Source organism: Sneathiella sp. (genome assembly GCF_002694385.1).
Lineage (GTDB): Bacteria > Pseudomonadota > Alphaproteobacteria > Sneathiellales > Sneathiellaceae > Sneathiella.
In genome coordinates, this window is sequence record NZ_NZMB01000010.1 from 19,577 (window position 1) to 35,823 (window position 16,247).

General features: G+C 54.9%; 17 protein-coding genes. 12 read left to right on the forward strand and 5 right to left on the reverse strand.

Annotation, left to right across the window (positions count from 1 at the left end; all coding sequences use genetic code 11):
* Positions 1–68: 68 nt before the first annotated feature.
* Positions 69–962: a methyltransferase domain-containing protein gene (locus CMN55_RS04730; protein WP_293948685.1), complete on the reverse strand. Its 894-nt coding sequence runs from the start codon at positions 960–962 to the stop codon at positions 69–71.
* A gap of 85 nt (positions 963–1,047) precedes the next feature.
* On the opposite strand from CMN55_RS04730, the gene CMN55_RS04735 reads away from it, so the two are divergent.
* The 3 genes from CMN55_RS04735 to CMN55_RS04745 are packed head-to-tail and all read left to right on the forward strand — an operon-like array spanning position 1,048 to position 3,003.
* Positions 1,048–1,833: a ComF family protein gene (locus CMN55_RS04735; protein ID WP_293948392.1), complete on the forward strand. Its 786-nt coding sequence runs from the start codon at positions 1,048–1,050 to the stop codon at positions 1,831–1,833.
* A gap of 35 nt (positions 1,834–1,868) precedes the next feature.
* Positions 1,869–2,129 (forward strand): glutaredoxin 3, encoded by a 261-nt coding sequence (gene grxC, locus CMN55_RS04740; RefSeq protein ID WP_293948393.1) that lies wholly within the window; start codon positions 1,869–1,871, stop codon positions 2,127–2,129.
* Positions 2,130–2,148: 19 nt separating this feature from the next.
* On the forward strand, positions 2,149–3,003 hold the full coding sequence (locus CMN55_RS04745) for a carbon-nitrogen hydrolase family protein (RefSeq protein WP_293948394.1): 855 nt from the start codon (positions 2,149–2,151) through the stop codon (positions 3,001–3,003).
* A 3-nt stretch (positions 3,004–3,006) separates the two neighbouring features.
* On the opposite strand, the gene CMN55_RS04750 is transcribed toward CMN55_RS04745, so the two are convergent.
* A complete protein-coding gene (locus tag CMN55_RS04750; protein WP_293948395.1) occupies positions 3,007–3,531 on the reverse strand; it encodes a class I SAM-dependent methyltransferase in 525 nt (174 codons plus the stop codon).
* 93 nt (positions 3,532–3,624) lie between these two features.
* Between CMN55_RS04750 and CMN55_RS04755 the strand changes: the two genes are divergently transcribed.
* Positions 3,625–4,065: a DUF1178 family protein gene (locus CMN55_RS04755; RefSeq protein WP_293948396.1), complete on the forward strand. Its 441-nt coding sequence runs from the start codon at positions 3,625–3,627 to the stop codon at positions 4,063–4,065.
* A gap of 78 nt (positions 4,066–4,143) precedes the next feature.
* Here the strand turns inward: CMN55_RS04755 and CMN55_RS04760 are convergent, their stop codons facing one another.
* Positions 4,144–5,187, reverse strand: a complete 1,044-nt coding sequence (locus CMN55_RS04760; protein ID WP_293948397.1) for a peptidylprolyl isomerase — start codon at positions 5,185–5,187, stop codon at positions 4,144–4,146.
* Positions 5,188–5,518: 331 nt separating this feature from the next.
* Here CMN55_RS04760 and secA point away from each other — a divergent pair, with 331 nt between their 5' ends.
* The 5 genes from secA to CMN55_RS04785 all read left to right on the forward strand — a co-directional run bounded on the left by secA (position 5,519) and on the right by CMN55_RS04785 (position 10,855).
* A complete protein-coding gene (gene secA, locus CMN55_RS04765; RefSeq protein WP_293948398.1) occupies positions 5,519–8,200 on the forward strand; it encodes a preprotein translocase subunit SecA in 2,682 nt (893 codons plus the stop codon).
* Between the two features lie 30 nt (positions 8,201–8,230).
* A complete protein-coding gene (locus tag CMN55_RS04770) occupies positions 8,231–8,692 on the forward strand; it encodes a tellurite resistance TerB family protein (protein WP_293948399.1) in 462 nt (153 codons plus the stop codon).
* A gap of 114 nt (positions 8,693–8,806) precedes the next feature.
* Positions 8,807–9,145 (forward strand): ferredoxin FdxA, encoded by a 339-nt coding sequence (fdxA, locus tag CMN55_RS04775; protein WP_293948400.1) that lies wholly within the window; start codon positions 8,807–8,809, stop codon positions 9,143–9,145.
* A 273-nt stretch (positions 9,146–9,418) separates the two neighbouring features.
* A complete protein-coding gene (locus CMN55_RS04780) occupies positions 9,419–9,916 on the forward strand; it encodes a CarD family transcriptional regulator (RefSeq protein WP_293948401.1) in 498 nt (165 codons plus the stop codon).
* A gap of 123 nt (positions 9,917–10,039) precedes the next feature.
* Positions 10,040–10,855 carry a metallophosphoesterase family protein gene (locus CMN55_RS04785; protein ID WP_293948402.1) on the forward strand — a complete coding sequence of 272 codons (816 nt, stop codon included), beginning with the start codon at positions 10,040–10,042 and terminating at the stop codon, positions 10,853–10,855.
* Between the two features lie 11 nt (positions 10,856–10,866).
* On the opposite strand, the gene CMN55_RS04790 is transcribed toward CMN55_RS04785, so the two are convergent.
* Together CMN55_RS04790 and CMN55_RS04795 are read right to left on the reverse strand one after the other, a co-directional pair.
* Positions 10,867–12,381 carry a M48 family metalloprotease gene (locus tag CMN55_RS04790; RefSeq protein WP_293948403.1) on the reverse strand — a complete coding sequence of 505 codons (1,515 nt, stop codon included), beginning with the start codon at positions 12,379–12,381 and terminating at the stop codon, positions 10,867–10,869.
* Positions 12,371–13,147, reverse strand: a complete 777-nt coding sequence (locus tag CMN55_RS04795; RefSeq protein ID WP_293948404.1) for a thermonuclease family protein — start codon at positions 13,145–13,147, stop codon at positions 12,371–12,373. The genes CMN55_RS04790 and CMN55_RS04795 overlap by 11 nt, the downstream gene beginning before the upstream one ends.
* Before the next feature lie 175 nt (positions 13,148–13,322).
* Between CMN55_RS04795 and CMN55_RS04800 the strand changes: the two genes are divergently transcribed.
* The 3 genes from CMN55_RS04800 to CMN55_RS04810 all read left to right on the forward strand — a co-directional run bounded on the left by CMN55_RS04800 (position 13,323) and on the right by CMN55_RS04810 (position 16,190).
* A complete protein-coding gene (locus tag CMN55_RS04800; RefSeq protein ID WP_293948405.1) occupies positions 13,323–14,069 on the forward strand; it encodes a phosphoadenylyl-sulfate reductase in 747 nt (248 codons plus the stop codon).
* A gap of 136 nt (positions 14,070–14,205) precedes the next feature.
* Positions 14,206–14,520: a DUF2849 domain-containing protein gene (locus CMN55_RS04805; RefSeq protein WP_293948406.1), complete on the forward strand. Its 315-nt coding sequence runs from the start codon at positions 14,206–14,208 to the stop codon at positions 14,518–14,520.
* 17 nt (positions 14,521–14,537) lie between these two features.
* The gene (locus CMN55_RS04810; protein ID WP_293948407.1) at positions 14,538–16,190 is read left to right on the forward strand and encodes a nitrite/sulfite reductase; all 1,653 of its coding nucleotides are present in this window, start codon (positions 14,538–14,540) and stop codon (positions 16,188–16,190) included.
* The last annotated feature ends 57 nt before the right edge of the window (positions 16,191–16,247 follow it).

The window sequence follows — 16,247 nt, forward strand, 5'->3', positions numbered from 1 at the left end:
TTAATTACGATTTGCAAATACTTTAGCACGGAATGTTTGCCGTGCCAAAAATACGCCCAACAGCAATGTCACTCCAGATAATCGCTGAGCCGGGCCTGCCCGCTTCCAGGCGCGAGCGGCTTCTGCTGACTGCTGTGAGGAGACCAGCCGGTCATATAAATGATCTGAAAACTGGCCGGGATGCGCCCCTCATCATCAGCATAGCGTTCCATATAAAGATCGGCCGCGCGCATCATTATCTGCCGCCGCGTGAATGTCTTTTGCCTGAGGACAAGCGCATTACTTTCGCCCATTCCACGCAACTCCTGCATCAGGGCGAAGGGATGATCATATTTCAGCGTAATCATATCAACATCCGTGACAGGAAGCGCAAGCCCGGCGCGTTGCAGCAAGGCACCCGCATCCCGCACTTCGGTGAAGGGGGAAATACGCGGACTGGCCCCGCCAGTCACCTCCGTTTCCGCCTCCATCAGACAGCTTCTGAGTTCATGCAGGCTGTCAATACCGAACAGGGCGCCCAGAAACAGCCCGTCAGGCCTCAGCGCCCGCGCAATCTGGGCCAGCGCGCCGGGCAGATCATTTGTCCAATGCAGCGCCAGTACGCTGCCGACAAGATCAAGGGATCTTTCCTGGAACGGCAGAAACTCCTCATCCACAGCCAAAAATTTTCCATTTTGGCCGCTCTTCATGGCATCGCTGAGGTCGGTTCGGATAACATCCCGCGCTTTGCCCATGGCAAGCAGAGCATCCGCGAAAGCCCCGCCCCGCCCGCCAAGATCGAGCGCCAGATCAAAGGAATGGCTGATATCAAGCAGCCTGTCGGCGAGGCGTGCCGCCACCTCGTCAAACAGGAAGCGATGTCGCGCCCAGTCGAGACCGGCCGCCCGATGACGATGCAGGGCAACAGCCCGGCGATCAAACAGGATATGTCCGGGAGCAATGGCGGAAAGCGGCTTTTTCATTTCCACCTTATGACATTTCCGACATCCGGATACAATGCAGCGGATAACAAATTCTTCCGCGCAATACCCATGGCGATTGCGGCCGTTGTCCGCTATAGTTCACGGCACCATGCCCGCGCCCGCCACGCATCTTTTACGCCAGTTCAGGAAAGCCATCCTTGATGTTGCTTTCCCGCCGGGCTGCATAAAATGCGGCGAGATGATCGACTCTTCCGGACACCTATGTGCTGATTGCTGGTCTGAAATAACCTATATCTCCGCCCCCTTTTGCGACATCTGCGGCTATCCTTTTGAATATGATGTCGGCAAAGGCGCAGTCTGCGGCGCCTGCATCAAAAGACCGCCGCCCTATTCCCATGCCCGGTCTGTTTTCAAATATGATGAGGCCAGCCGCGATATGATCCTCGGCTACAAGCATTCCGATCAGACAGACCGGGCGCCCGCTTTCGCGGGATGGATGATACGCGCAGGTACCTCTCTGATCCGTGAATGCGATATTATCTGCCCTGTGCCCCTGCATCGGCGGCGACTGATCAGTCGGCGTTTCAACCAGTCCGCCCTGCTGGCGCTGGAAATAGCAAAGCGCACCGGCAAAGCTGCCGTTCCCGACCTGGTCCTGCGCCAACGTCCGACGCGATCCCAGGGGGGCCTGAATGCCAGTGCGCGGTTCCGAAATGTGAGGGGCGCCTTCCTGGTAAACCCGTCGCGACAGCAGATGGTAACGGATAGGCGCATTCTTCTTATTGACGATGTGCTGACAACGGGAGCCACGGTCAGCGCCTGCGCCAAAGCATTACTCAAGGCCGGTGCGGCGGATGTTTCCGTGCTCACCATCAGCCGGGTTGTCCGCGCGGGCAACACCGCTATATAATGTGGCGGGCGCCCCTTTATTGAAAAGCATCAAAAATGAAACGCATTGAAATTTATACCACCATGTTCTGCCCCTATTGCGCGCGCGCCAAGAAGCTGCTGAAAGAAAAAGGGGTGGATTATCAGGAAATTGATGTCACGGTGGCGGGTGATCTACGCGAGGAAATGACGAAACGCGCCCACGGCGCCTATACGGTACCGCAAATCTTCATTGACGGGGAACATCTTGGCGACAGCGATTATCTGCACAAGCTGGATGCGGACGGAAAACTTGATCAGATACTCGGAATAGCCTGAGCCGGGAAAGGAGAAGAAAATGTCATCTTTCACAGCCGCCTGTGTCCAGATTACCAGTAAGGGCGATGTACAGGAAAATCTGGCCGCCGCAACAGCCCTGATCCGCAAAGCGGCAGCGGCAGGCGCTGACCTGATCACCACCCCCGAAGTGACCAATATGCTGGAGCCGAACAAGGCAAAGGCCCGGGCCCAGGCGCAACTTCAGGAGGAGGATGTGACCCTTCGGGCCTTTCGCGATCTCGCCAGTGAAACGGGCGTATGGATTCTCGCAGGCTCCCTCGTCATCAAAAAGCCGGATGACGACCGCCTGGCCAACCGCTCAGTCCTGATCCGTCCCGACGGGGAAATCGCCGCCACCTATGACAAGATTCATATGTTTGATGTGGAACTCGACACCGGAGAATCCCACAAGGAAAGCCGTGCCTATGCACCGGGAGATACGGCACGGCTTGCCGAAACGCCCTGGGGCCTGCTTGGCATGACCGTTTGTTATGATGTGCGATTCGCCCATCTGTATCAGCAGCTTGCCCTTGGCGGTGCTGGAATTGTAACCGTTCCGGCAGCCTTTACAGCGACGACGGGGGATGCGCATTGGCATACCCTGCTGCGCGCACGAGCCATCGAAAACGGCTGTTTCGTGATTGCACCGGCGCAATGCGGACAGCATTCAGAGAAACGCTTCACCTATGGCCATTCGCTGATAATCGACCCGTGGGGGAAAGTGCTGGCCGACGGCGGGGAAGACCCCGGTATCATCACCGCCCATATTGATATGGATCAGGTGGCAAGGCGGCGTCAGCAAATTCCCAATCTGAGAAATATCCGCGACTTCCGCCTCGCCGGCCCGGAGGCGGCAACGAAAGCCGCAGAATAGTTTTTAGACAACCTTCGGATATAATGGCTTTCGGGCGGCAATCATCTGACGGCAGGCGGGTTTTGGCAGCTCGACGTCGCCTTCGAAATAATCAAGGGTTTCAAGAGACGTTTCGAATGCTTGCCGCAACTCACCGGGTTTGAGCAGAAAATCAGGGTTACGGGGCCTGCCAAACCGCTCATTTCCGCGCATGAAGGTATCATAGAGCAGCACGCCGCCCGGCTGTAGCGCCTTTGCCAGACCCGGAAAAAGCGGTCGCCATAAATAATTGACCACAATGATCCCCGCAAATGACTGCGGCCTGAATGGCCAGTGCGCCGCCTCAAGATCCGCCGTCAGGATCGTCAAGCCGGGCACATGGCCATGCGCGGCAATGGTGTCGGTATCTTTATCTATGGCGATTACCCGGTGCTCGCGCGCGCATAGCGCCAGGCTGTGCCGCCCCGCGCCGCAGGCAACATCCAGCACGGGCCCCGTGAATGGTATCCGGGAGAGATGTGCTGCAATCCAGGGGGACAAGGCGTTCATCAGTTTGTTATATCAGGGAACAAGCGCTTGTGTTTATCAGGAAATCGACTATTTCTTGAAAAGGTAATTGGTCCGCTTGGTATTTTCTGACAGATGATTAAATACGACCTTAAATGCGAAAATTCCCATGTCTTCGAAGCATGGTTCAAGAACAGCGCCACCTATGATGAGCAGGCGATGGCCGGCGACATTATCTGTGCCGTATGCGGATCAACCAAGACAGTGAAAGCGCCCATGGCGCCCGCAGTTGCACGCAAAGGCAGCCGCAACGAGGTCCGGCGTGAAACTATCGCCCGGCAACAGACGGAGCAGGCTGCCATGGCCGTTACGGCGCTTCGCGAATTACGCAAGCAGATCGAGGATAATTGCAGCTATGTCGGCCCCCGCTTTGCGGAGGAGGCCCGCAAGATCCATTATGGAGAGGTTGAGCAGCACGGCATTTATGGAGAAGCCACGCCCGACGAGCGGCAGGAGTTGCGAGAGGAAGGCGTTGAGATTGCGGAAATTCCCTGGCTACCGACAACAGACGCCTGATCCGGTTCCACAACTGTATATTACCACAGAAAAGGCCCGGAAATTTCCGGGCCTTTTGCATTTTTATAAGAATGAAAGCTATTCGGACTTTTTCGGCTCTTCAGATGTTGTCGCCCCGCTGTCGTCCGTTGCAGCCGGTTCCACTGCCTTCGCAGGCCCGTCGGTAGCACTGCCCTCCTGCGGCGTTTCCTCCGCCGGTTTTTCCTCGGCCGGAGGGGCGACCACAACAATCGTGGCGTCCGCCTTCAGATCCTCAAGCAATTTGTCAACTGCCGTATTGGTTGCTTCAGCGCGCAATTCCTCTTCCATTTCCTCAAATTTTGGCGGTTCAGTATTGCGACGGCCTTCTGTCTTGATGACGTGATATCCGAACTCGGATTTAACCGGTTCCTTGCTGTATTCGCCATCTTTCAGATTAAACGCCGCCTCGGCAAATTCAGGCACCATCCGTTCCTTGGTGAAATATCCAAGATCGCCTCCCGTCGGACCAGAGGGACCGGTTGAATATTCCTTGGCCAGCTCGGCAAAGTCCCCGCCGTCATCGAGCAGCTTGATCATGTCCTTTGCTTCCTCCTCGGTCTTGAGAAGAATGTGGCGGGCATGTACTTCCTCTTCCGGCGTGAAACCGTCAACGATCTTCTTATATTCCGCCTGCAATGTCTCCTCGGTAACCAACTCGTCTATCTTGGCGGCGAGATAGGCTTCCTGCAGGAGCTGGGTGCGGGCGGTATCAAGCTTGCTTTTGAAGCTCTCTGTCTCATAGAGCTTGTCCGCTTCGGCCGCTTGTGAGACGACTTCCATATTCACAAGCTGCTGGACGAGCTGCGGCTTGACCATTTCCATGGGAATCTGACGATATTGCGGAGGCAGGGACTCATAAAGCCCGCGCGCGTCTGCTTCGGTGATGTTCTCACCATTAACCGTCGCCAGCACTTCGCTGCTGTCTTCCTCCGCTTGTGCCCCGGTGTTTCCGGCGGCGTCCGCACTGCTGTCTTGCGCATTCTCTGCAATCTGGCCCGGCTCATTCAGGGCAATCGGGCCGCCCTGTGCGCCAAAGAAGTAACCAATGGCCAGGCACAGCACTGCAATAACTGCCAGTGCGAAATAATGTAATGATTTCATAATAGTTGAATCCCAATCAATCTTTGCGGACTCGCCGCCTCAACATACATCTTCCGTGTATCGGAAGTTGCTGCGAATATAGTAATATTTATATTCATAACAACATATTCATCGACACAAGGGACAATTTCCTTATTTTCGCCATGAAATCGGCAGCTTTTGCCGCTCTCGGTGCCGGATAGATTGACAGATCAACGCAGGCCGCTTATCTGTCACCTTAATCACAAGGAGAATTTTCCGCAAATGCGAGGCTGAACTGTACAGAAAGCAATGCCGCTGTATAAATAATGCCTGCCCGGAAACGCAACCCATGACTGGAGCTTAGTCAAATATGTTCGGTTCTATTGCCAAAAAGTTGTTCGGAACGCCGAACGACAGGGCTCTCAAACTTGTACGAACCAAGGTTGACGAAATCAATGCGCTGGAAGACACGATCAAGCCATTGAGTGACGCCGAATTGCTGGCTAAAACCGACGAATTTCGGGCCCGCCTGGCCGATGGCGCCAAGCTTGACGATCTCTTGGCCGAAGCATTCGCCTGTGTGCGCGAGGCGGCGCGGCGGGCGCTTGGCGAACGGCATCATGATGTCCAGCTTATCGGCGGTATCGTGCTGCATCAGGGCAAGATCACCGAAATGAAAACCGGTGAAGGCAAGACCCTGGTCTCTACCCTGCCTGCCTATCTTAATGCCCTCACCGGCAAGGGCGTTCATGTGGTCACGGTCAATGACTACCTCGCCCGACGCGACTCACAATGGATGGGACAGGTCTATGCCCGCCTCGGGATTTCCGTAAGCTGTATTGTCCATGGCCTTGATGATAATGAGCGCCGCGCCGCCTATGCCGCCGACATCACATATGGCACCAACAACGAATTCGGTTTTGATTACCTCCGCGACAATATGAAATATGAAAAATCCGCCATGGTGCAGCGGGGATTTCATTATGCCATCGTTGACGAGGTGGACAGTATCCTGATTGATGAGGCGCGAACGCCGCTGATCATCTCGGGCCCTGCGGAAGATTCATCGGAGCTTTACAAGGCCATCGACGCACTGATCCCGAACCTTCAGGAAAGCGACTATGAAGTCGATGAAAAAACCAAAACCGTCGGCTTTTCGGAAGCTGGGGCGGAGGGGATTGAGCAGGTTCTCGCCGATGCCGGACTGCTGAAAGGCAGCAATCTCTATGATGTCGAAAATGTGTCCATCGTCCATCATCTCAACCAGGCGCTCAGGGCGCATAAGTTGTTTGAAAAGGATCGGGACTATATCGTCAAGAATGACAAGGTGGTCATCATTGACGAGTTCACCGGCCGCATGATGGAGGGACGCCGCTATTCGGAAGGACTGCATCAGGCGCTGGAAGCCAAGGAAAAGGTAACGATCCAGCCGGAGAACCAGACACTCGCCTCCATCACCTTCCAGAATTATTTCCGGCTCTATGAAAAACTTTCCGGCATGACCGGCACGGCCGCCACAGAGGCAGACGAATTTCTCGAAATCTACGGCCTTGAAGTCGTCGAGGTGCCCACCAATGTTGCGGTTGCCCGTATTGATTCCGACGATGAGGTTTACCGGACAGCGGAAGAGAAATATGCGGCGATCGTGGAAACAATTGAAGATTGCAGCAAACGCGGTCAACCGGTGCTGGTCGGAACGGTCTCCATCGAAAAGTCGGAAATGCTCGCGGCTCTTTTGACGCAGAAAAAAATTCCCCACAAGGTCCTGAATGCCCGCTATCACGAGCAGGAAGCAGAGATCATCAGCCAGGCGGGCCGCATCAGCGCAGTCACCATCGCCACCAACATGGCCGGACGCGGCACCGATATCAAGCTCGGCGGCAATGAAGAAATGGCAATTGCCGCCAGGACCGCCGACCTGACCGACGAAGCCGACATTGCAAAAGTTGCCGCAGAGGTGAAGGCGGAAATTGCCGAGCAACGCCAGAAAGTCCTCGACGCGGGCGGCCTTTTCGTTATCGGAACGGAGCGGCATGAGTCTCGCCGCATCGACAACCAGCTTCGCGGCCGCTCCGGCCGACAGGGCGATCCGGGCATGTCCCGCTTCTTCCTGTCCTTGCAGGATGATCTCATGCGTATTTTCGGATCCGAGCGGATGGATGGCATGCTGCGTAAACTCGGCCTTGAAGACGGGGAGGCGATTGTCCATCCCTGGATCAACAAGGCGCTTGAAAAAGCCCAGCAAAAGGTGGAAGCGCGCAACTACGAAATCCGCAAGAACCTCTTGAAATTCGATGATGTGATGAATGACCAGCGCAAAGTCATCTATGAGCAGCGAATCGAATTGATGGACTCGCAGGATGTGTCGGAAACCGTTACGACAATGCGCGAAGAAGTGATCGAAGATATGGTGACGGAACATATTCCGCCCAAGGCATATCCGGAGCAATGGGATGTTGCGGGCCTGAAGCAATCGGCGGCCCGCATTCTCGGCCTTGATCTTCCAATTGAGGAATGGGCGGCGGAAGAAGGAATTGCCGATGAGGAAATCCGCGACCGCCTGAAAGATGCCGCAGGCCGCAGGATGGCGGAAAAGGCCGTGCGCTACGGGCCGGATATCATGCGCATGGTAGAAAAAAGTATCCTGCTGCAAATTCTTGATCAGGCGTGGAAAGAACATCTGCTGCAGCTCGATCAGCTCCGTCAGGGTGTCTCGCTGCGCGCCTATGCTCAAAAAGATCCGCTCAATGAATATAAAAGCGAAGCCTTCAATATGTTCGAGCATATGCTCAATCAGCTTCGCGAAACGGTAACGACCTATCTGTCCCATGTGCAGCTTAGCAATCCGGCCGAACAATTACGCCGCCCCGAACCGGATGAAGAGGAAATGACCGCCACGCATATCGACCCCGTCACAGGCGAGAATGAGTTTGACGAGGCAGAGGCAAATGCTGCGGGCGATGCCGGAAGTGATTGGGGCAAGGTGCGCCGCAATGCTCCCTGTCCTTGTGGATCGGGCAAGAAATTCAAACAGTGCCACGGACGTATCTGACCCGGCGCCTGGCAAGCGAATGGAGATGGAATGATCGCCTTTTTGAAATCCCTGCTGTCTGATGAGTCCGATAAAGCCGCGGTCTCCCTGCCGAATGAAGAGCGTGTTGCCACTGCCGCGCTGCTGGTCGAGGCGGCGCTTTCGGATAATGATTTTCAGGATGTCGAGCGGGACGCAATCACCGCCGTACTGGTGCGGCATTATGGCATTTCCGACGCCGATGCCCGTGAAGTGGTGCATCAGGCAGAAATCGCCCATGCGGAATCGGAGCAGCTTTTCTACTTCACCCGCACGATCAAAGACAGCTTCCCTTTCGAATCACGCGTTCAGATGATCGAGATGCTGTGGGAAATTGCCTATGCGGATGGGAAGCTTAGCAAGTTCGAAGCCAATCTGGTACGCCGGATTGCCGGGCTGATCTATGTCAGTGACCGGGACCGGGGCGACGCCCGCAAGCGCGTGATGGCCCGCCTCGGTATCAAGGAAGACTGATTTTTATATCAGGTACCGATTTTGGGGTTGTTTTTCATTATTATAAAAGATAATCCCTAGGGACGGACTCCCTGTATTATGTTTTTGCCCTATATCACAGGCTGGAGAAATTAAATGCCCTACGTCGTTACCGAAAATTGCATCCGCTGCAAATTCATGGACTGCGTTGAGGTCTGTCCAGTGGACTGTTTTTATGAAGGTGAGAATATGCTGGTCATTCATCCGGACGAATGCATCGATTGCGGCGTCTGTGAACCCGAATGCCCGGCAGAAGCCATTCTCCCCGATACGGAAGACGGGGCGGACGCGTTTCTGGAGCTCAACCGTGAATATGCCGAGATCTGGCCAAACATCACCCAGAAAGGGGAGCCGCCCGCCGATTCCGAAGAGTGGAACGGCAAATCCGGCAAATACCCCGCCGAATTCAGTGCAAACCCCGGCAGCGGTGACTGAAATTCAGCCACCCCTTGATTTTGACGGGGCCGCTACAATTTAAATAAGAATATTAGATTTTGGCACAAAATTGTGCTATGATCCTATTCATGCACTAGGTTTGGTATCGTAGGGACGACGCGCAAATGGCTTATGGCCCGATTTGCGCTAACACGGCATGACCTGTTTTTTTGATGTATGACGCGAGGAATTTTGCAGCGCTGTAATGGGAGCTGCATTTTTTTACGTCTGGTTGAAAATTGGGAACTCCCACGGTTGATGAGAAGGAAATAAATGACAAAGGAAATGGAATTTGCGCCGCTGGATCATGTGGTTTACCCGACCCATGGCGTAGGGCAGGTTATCAAAATCGAAGAGCAGGAAATTTCCGGGATGTCACTGACGCTTTATGTCGTTGACTTTGCCCATGAGAAAATGACACTGCGTGTTCCTGTAAAACAGGCCAAAAATGTCGGCATGCGCGCTCTGTCTTCCCCCAAGAAGATGAAGTCCGCCCTGGATACGCTAAAAGGACGCGCACGCATCAAACGGACTATGTGGAGCCGCCGCGCCCAGGAGTATGAAGCGAAGATCAACTCCGGCGATCCTATCCAGATTGCCGAGGTGGTGCGCGACCTGCACCGGAGTGAGGACCAGCCGGATCAGTCCTACAGCGAACGGCAGATATATGAAGCCGCCCTCGCCCGCCTGTCCCGCGAACTTGCCGTCGTTGAGCAAATCGAAGCGGAAGCGGCAACCGAAAAGGTTCAGAAGTTCCTTAAAGTCGCCTGATTTTTGCGACCCAGGGACATGTTTTCAAGCCCGGAAGTGATTCCGGGCTTTTTTTATTTAAATTTGTTGATAATTTCCGTCTGGACTTGCCAACCTCGTTTCAAGGTTTCATTGTGAACAACCATGAACTCAAGAAAATACAATGAAAAATTCGGCTGTCTGAGCTGTGCGAAACGGGTCTGGGCCGTCGCTTCAATTCATGGAGAAGCCGACGCGCTGAAAGCACTTCATGACGAAATTGCCCGGCGCTGGATGCATGGCGACCGACTTGTATATCTTGGAAACTATCTGGGTCGCGGGCGCGCGGTCCGCGAGGTTCTCGATGAATTATTGTCCTTTCGGATCAATCGTCTGTGCCTGCCCGGCATGATGCCGGAAGACATTGTTTTTCTGCGCGGCGCGCAGGAAGAAATCTGGCGGGGTCTTCTGCAAATTCAATTGGCCCCACAGCCGGCCAGCCTTCTCGACTGGATGGTCGCCAATGATGTCGGCGCAACGCTCGAGGCCTATGGCGAATCCGTTGAGGATGCCCGCAGATATATCCGCGAAGGCACCCTTGCCATGGCGAAATGGACCAACCGCCTGCGCGACAAAGTTCGCGCCTATCCCGGCCATAACGATATTTTCATCGCCCTGCGCCGGGCCGCCTATACGGAAGGGGGCGAATTGCTTTTCGTCCATGCCGGACTTGATCCGGATTTGCCCGTCATTGAACAGAATGACGATTTCTGGTGGGGCAATCCGCGTTTCGGGACAATCGACAGTTCCTATTACGGCTTTCAGAAAGTCATCCGTGGCTATGAAAGACAGCATGGCGGCGTTACCCTCACCCCCTATACCGCCACCATTGACGGGGGATGCGGGTTTGGCGGCACGCTAGACGCAGCCTGCTTCACCGTTGACGGAGAGGTTGTCGACCAGATCAGCGTCGCATCCTGATATTCAGAAATTCAGGTACCATATTGCACAGTCTTGTAAGGCTGGCCAGCGGCTGGCATGCCCTGTTCGAACGCCGGATTCAACAGCAGGAAAAGCGCCTTTTTGTCTTCTACAATATTGGCCATCCGTCCGACAATCTGCTCAAGGCTGTCGCCCTGCCGAACCGTTTCCATGACAACCGTCGCGGGACGGATTTCCGCCGCCTCCGCCGCACTCATCTTCCGGAAACTGCTAAAGCTTTCTGTAAAGCGGGAACTGAGGCCACTATCGTTTGATACCGCCTGATAAATGAACCTGGCCACGCGGCCGTCACCGAAATCAATGGCGGCGACGGTGAAATAGGCGCGCTTGCCGTTCTGGTTGAGCGCGAAACGGGCAACCGCCGCAGGCGCACCGCCTATTTCAGTCGCTGAGATAGAAGGCACATCAATTTTTGCGAGCCACTCCCGTTTCATATAGTTCGACATCGACTGGCCGGCGCTTTTCTGAGTCCTGATGTCAAACACCATCTGGTTACCGTTGCCATCAACGGCATATACCGCATTTGAAGAATTGATGAGTTGAAACCCTTGCGGCGCATCGAATTTGAAACGCAAGGGCGGGTGCAGAAATTCCCGTCCCCGGATAATCCCCTCTTTCGGATCATCCCCATAAAGCATCCCGTTGATCGCATCGAGATATCGGGCTTTTTCATATGCTCGGTCAAGATTGTCCGACTTCGCACTGGCCGAGGCGGAAGCGCGACCGACCCGGTCGGCCGTCTGTGGGTGGGAGGCAAAAAAATCAAAACTGCCGCCCGCAGAGTTGCCGGTGAGCGCCGCCATATAGCGCGTCTGCGCCTCCATCCGCTTCAGAAAATCCGCCATGGCTTCGCGCGGATAACCGGCAAGACCGAGATATTTCACCCCAAGCTGATCCGCTTCATACTCCTGATCACGGGAATAACCGGCGACATAGAGGCCACCGAGCTGCTGTCCGATCTGGCCGACAGCCTGGCTTCCGGTCAATATCCCCGCCAACGCGCCCAGCAGCCCGATCCCCGTCGCCCGGGACTGCCGCTCCGCGCCATGTCGCGCCGTCACATGGCCGATTTCATGGGCCAGAACCCCGGCGACTTCCGCCTCGTTATTGGCGAGGGCCAGCAGCCCGCGGGTGATGTAAACATAGCCGCCCGGCAAGGCGAAGGCATTGACAACGGGGGAGTTCAGAATGGTGAAACGCCAGGGCAAATCGCGCATTTCAGAGACGAAGGCGAGCCGCAGTCCGACATCCAGAATATAATCATTCAGGCCCGGCTGGATATATTCGCCGCCATATTGCGCCACGACCCGATCGTGCTGCTGCGCCCCGATTTCCCTGTCATTATCGGGCTGGAAGATGGAAAAGACATTATCGAGAATATCCGCCTTTGCCGGGTTTGCGGCAGCCAGGGCGGCAGCGCAAACAAGCGGGAGCATCAGCAACCCGCGCCGCAGCCAACCACGACCGCTGCCCATTGCACTCGCTGAAATTCCGCTATTCGTCATTTGCCGTCCCTTCTATCTCCATCTGCTCGGGAAAATCGAGCTCCAGGTAAGGTCCGTTATAAAACCTTACAAATCCTCTTATCAGTATTGATTTATTGCTCAGCTCTGACAACTTCCAGCCCCCGGATTCAAATTTCCTCCGGACCGAGGACGGAATGGCCGCCGTAAAATCCGTTTTCCAGTCCTCTCCGAAATTCAAATATGTACGCGCCGATGTCTTGTGCACGTCCCGCACCACCCCGCGGGCAATCACGAACTGCCCTTTCCAATATTGCTTCGGCGGATTATTCGAATCCAGAACGGTGCGCATGCGCCACAGCCCCGCCTTTTCGAGAATAGCCATACGTTCCGCCGCGACAAGCCGACGACGCAAATCGTCCGGATAACCGGCCCTGCCGCTCCAGACCGCATATCCCCGCAGGATCAGCTCTTCCTCCAGCCATCTGTTCTCTCCATAAAGAATGACCCCGATCCGGTCGCCATAGCGATTCTTCGTCATGCCGCTCATCTCGAAAGGGGATGCCTCAAACCGGACATCCGCCCCACCGATTACCCCGTCAATAAACTCCTGCATCGCGGCGTGGACGGCGGGCTCCTCGGCCTGTTCGACAAGCCGGACGCCCGCAAGATCGTAGACGTCCCCCATTGCATCATAAAGGCGGCCGTCCTCCATCCGCTGCACGGCAAGCCGTTCCGCCATCGATGCCGACACAGGCAGCAGCAGCAGAACAACCACGCCCATCATATACCGGACAGATCCTGTCATCCTTCTCCCTCATCGCAAGTCTGTCCGAAATGGGAAAATTGATCAATTGCTTTGCGTTAATCGAGTGCATATTAATACATATTATTTATGTTATTTAATTTTTAATACGTTTAGAGTTGATATTTAATGTTATAGTACGTAAATAACGTAGAGGATTATATTTCTGGAAGTTATCATGTCGGCTATTGCAACCCAGTTTTACCCCGAATCAGAAGCGGCGCGGCTGCGTGGTCTGTATGGCCACCTTTCCGGGCATGCTCTTCTCGAAGCCCTGGTGCATAATGAGCTTGGCGGGCAGATCATGCTCTCCTCCTCCTTCGGGGCGGAGTCTGCCGTTCTCCTGGATCTCGTGGCAACGGTCGATCCGACAATCCCTGTGATTTTTCTCGATACGCGTCGGCTCTTCGGTGAAACCCTCAGATATCAGAAAACGCTGACCGACCATCTCGGTCTTGAAGATGTCAGAATTGTGCACCCGGAAGCGGATACGCTACTTCGCCTCGATCCCGACGATATGCTGTTTAATGAAGATCCGGATCAATGCTGCCATATCCGAAAAGTGGCACCGCTTGATAACATCATGAATAAAATGGGAAATCTCGGTTTCAAAGCCTGGATAACCGGCCGCAAGCAGTTTCAGGCGACAACGCGCGACGCCCTTCCGGTGATTGAGGCGGATGTCGATTTCATCAAGATCAACCCGCTGGCAGACTGGACCAGCGAGGATATCAAGCAGGCGTTTCTCGCCCGCAATCTGCCGCCGCATCCGCTGGTCGCTGATGGCTTCAAATCCATCGGATGCATGCCCTGCACGAGCCGCGTTGCCGAAGGCGCGGATCCCCGGTCAGGACGTTGGGCCGGACGGGACAAAACGGAATGCGGGATTCATGTTGCCCGCCGACCCAGCCTGTCTGTTGTGTAATTTACATAATATATGTGTGAATATATTTTAAAATACATTTTTCTTGAGTTATTCTAAATAAATATTTACATATATCCATGAAAGAGAAGACGCACCGGTGTCAGATGATCCCGGAATTCATGAGAAGGAGACCACGATGGCATTGCAAGTCTACACGGCGTCCCTGTTGAGAGAAGGTTTTGTCGCATATCTCTGCCTGGAAAGCGGAGAGGCCTCCTGGAGCACAGATATACGCCAGGCAACGGCACGCGATGGCGACGACCTCGAAGCATTGAAAATCGCCGCCGAGCAGTCAGAACAGGACAACCTCATTGTTGCCCCTTATGCAATTGAGGTGGTTGAAACCAAGGACGGCCTTGTCGCCGCGACCAAGCGCGAGCAGATTCGCGCCTCGGGCCCGACATTCGTCCTGCCCCATGATAATGTGCGCGCGCGCCGCAAGGCCGCCTGACAACATCGGAAAAGACCATGTATCAATATTCAGAGCAGGATCATCAACTCCTGCTGGAGCGGGTTGCACAGTTTCGCAGTCAGGTGGAACGGCGCCTGACCGGTGAGCTGTCGGAAGAGGANTTCAAGCACCAGCGGCTGCGCAACGGGCTGTATCTCCAGCTCAATGCCTATATGCTGCGCGTCGCNATTCCCTATGGNCTGCTNTCTTCGGATCAGATGCGGACCCTNGCCCATATNGCCCGCAANTATGACNNGGGCTACGGNCANTTCAGCACGCGGCAGAATATCCAGTATAACTGGCCAAAGCTGGAAGATGTNCCCGACATTCTGGACGATCTCGCCAAAGCNGAAATGCATGCCATTCAAACCAGNGGAAACTGCATTCGCAATACCACGTCCGANCCGCTTGCCGGTGTCGCCCGNGATGAGCTGGAAGACCCCCGGCCCTATTGCGAGCTGATCCGTCAGTGGTCCACCTTNCATCCGGAATTCAACTTTCTGCCGAGAAAGTTCAAAATCGCCGTCAGNGGCGCCACGCAGGATCGGGCGGCNGTCGCCGTTCATGATATCGGNCTGCGGCTGGTCCNGAATGAGNCNGGGGAAACCGGGCTGGAAGTCTATGTCGGCGGCGGNCTCGGCCGGACGCCNATGATCGGCAAGGTGATCCGCTCCTACCTGCCGAAAGAGCATATGCTCACTTANCTTGAAGCCATNNTGCGTGTTTATAACCAGCTTGGCCGCCGCGANAANATNTACAAGGCGCGGATCAAGATTCTNGTCCATGAAACCGGTGAGGAGAAATTCCGTGAACTGGTTGAGGCGGAATGGGAAAAGATCAAGGCAACCGGGCTTCATCTNCGCGATGAGGATTTCANCTGGATCAACGGCTTTTTCAAAGACCCGGAGTATGAAAACCTGCCGGACCGTGATAATACCTTCGATCATCTGCTNCTGACGAATGCNGATTTNGCCCGCTGGGTGACGAAGAANATCGANCTGCACAAGCAGTCCGGTTATCGCATCGTCTATCTGTCACTNAAAACCGCGCATCAGCCGCCCGGAGANGTGACCGCAGATCAGATGGACGCCATCGCCGATCTGGCNGACAAATACAGCCTGGGGCAGCTTCGTTCGACCCACCGGCAGAATCTTGTGCTCAGCGATGTGCGGCTCAAGGACCTTCCTGCCCTGTGGGAGGATCTGAAGGAACTGGANCTGGCGACGCCGAACTACAACCATCTGACNGACATCATTTCCTGCCCGGGACTGGATTACTGCGCCCTTGCGACGGCGCGCTCCATTCCCATCTCGCAGGCGATCACGCAGCGGTTCGATGATTATGACTTCATCAACGACCTTGGGGATCTGAGCATCAATATCTCCGGATGTATCAACGCCTGCGGTCATCACCATGTCGCCAACATCGGCATTCTGGGCGTCAACAAGAAAGGCGTGGAAGTCTATCAGATGACCCTCGGCGGCAGCGCCCGCGAGGATGCCGCCATCGGGAAGATCATAGGTCCGGCGTTCAATTCGGAAGAAATTATCGATGCGGTCGGCAATGTGCTATCGGTATATCTTGAAAATCGGGAAGATCCGGGTGAAACTTTCCTCATGGCCTACAGGCGGCTCGGCGAAGCCCCGTTCAAGGAGCGGCTTTATGGATAGCTATATCAGAGACCGTAAGATTGAAGTCGATGAGTGGACGCCGTTTACCGGGCTTGA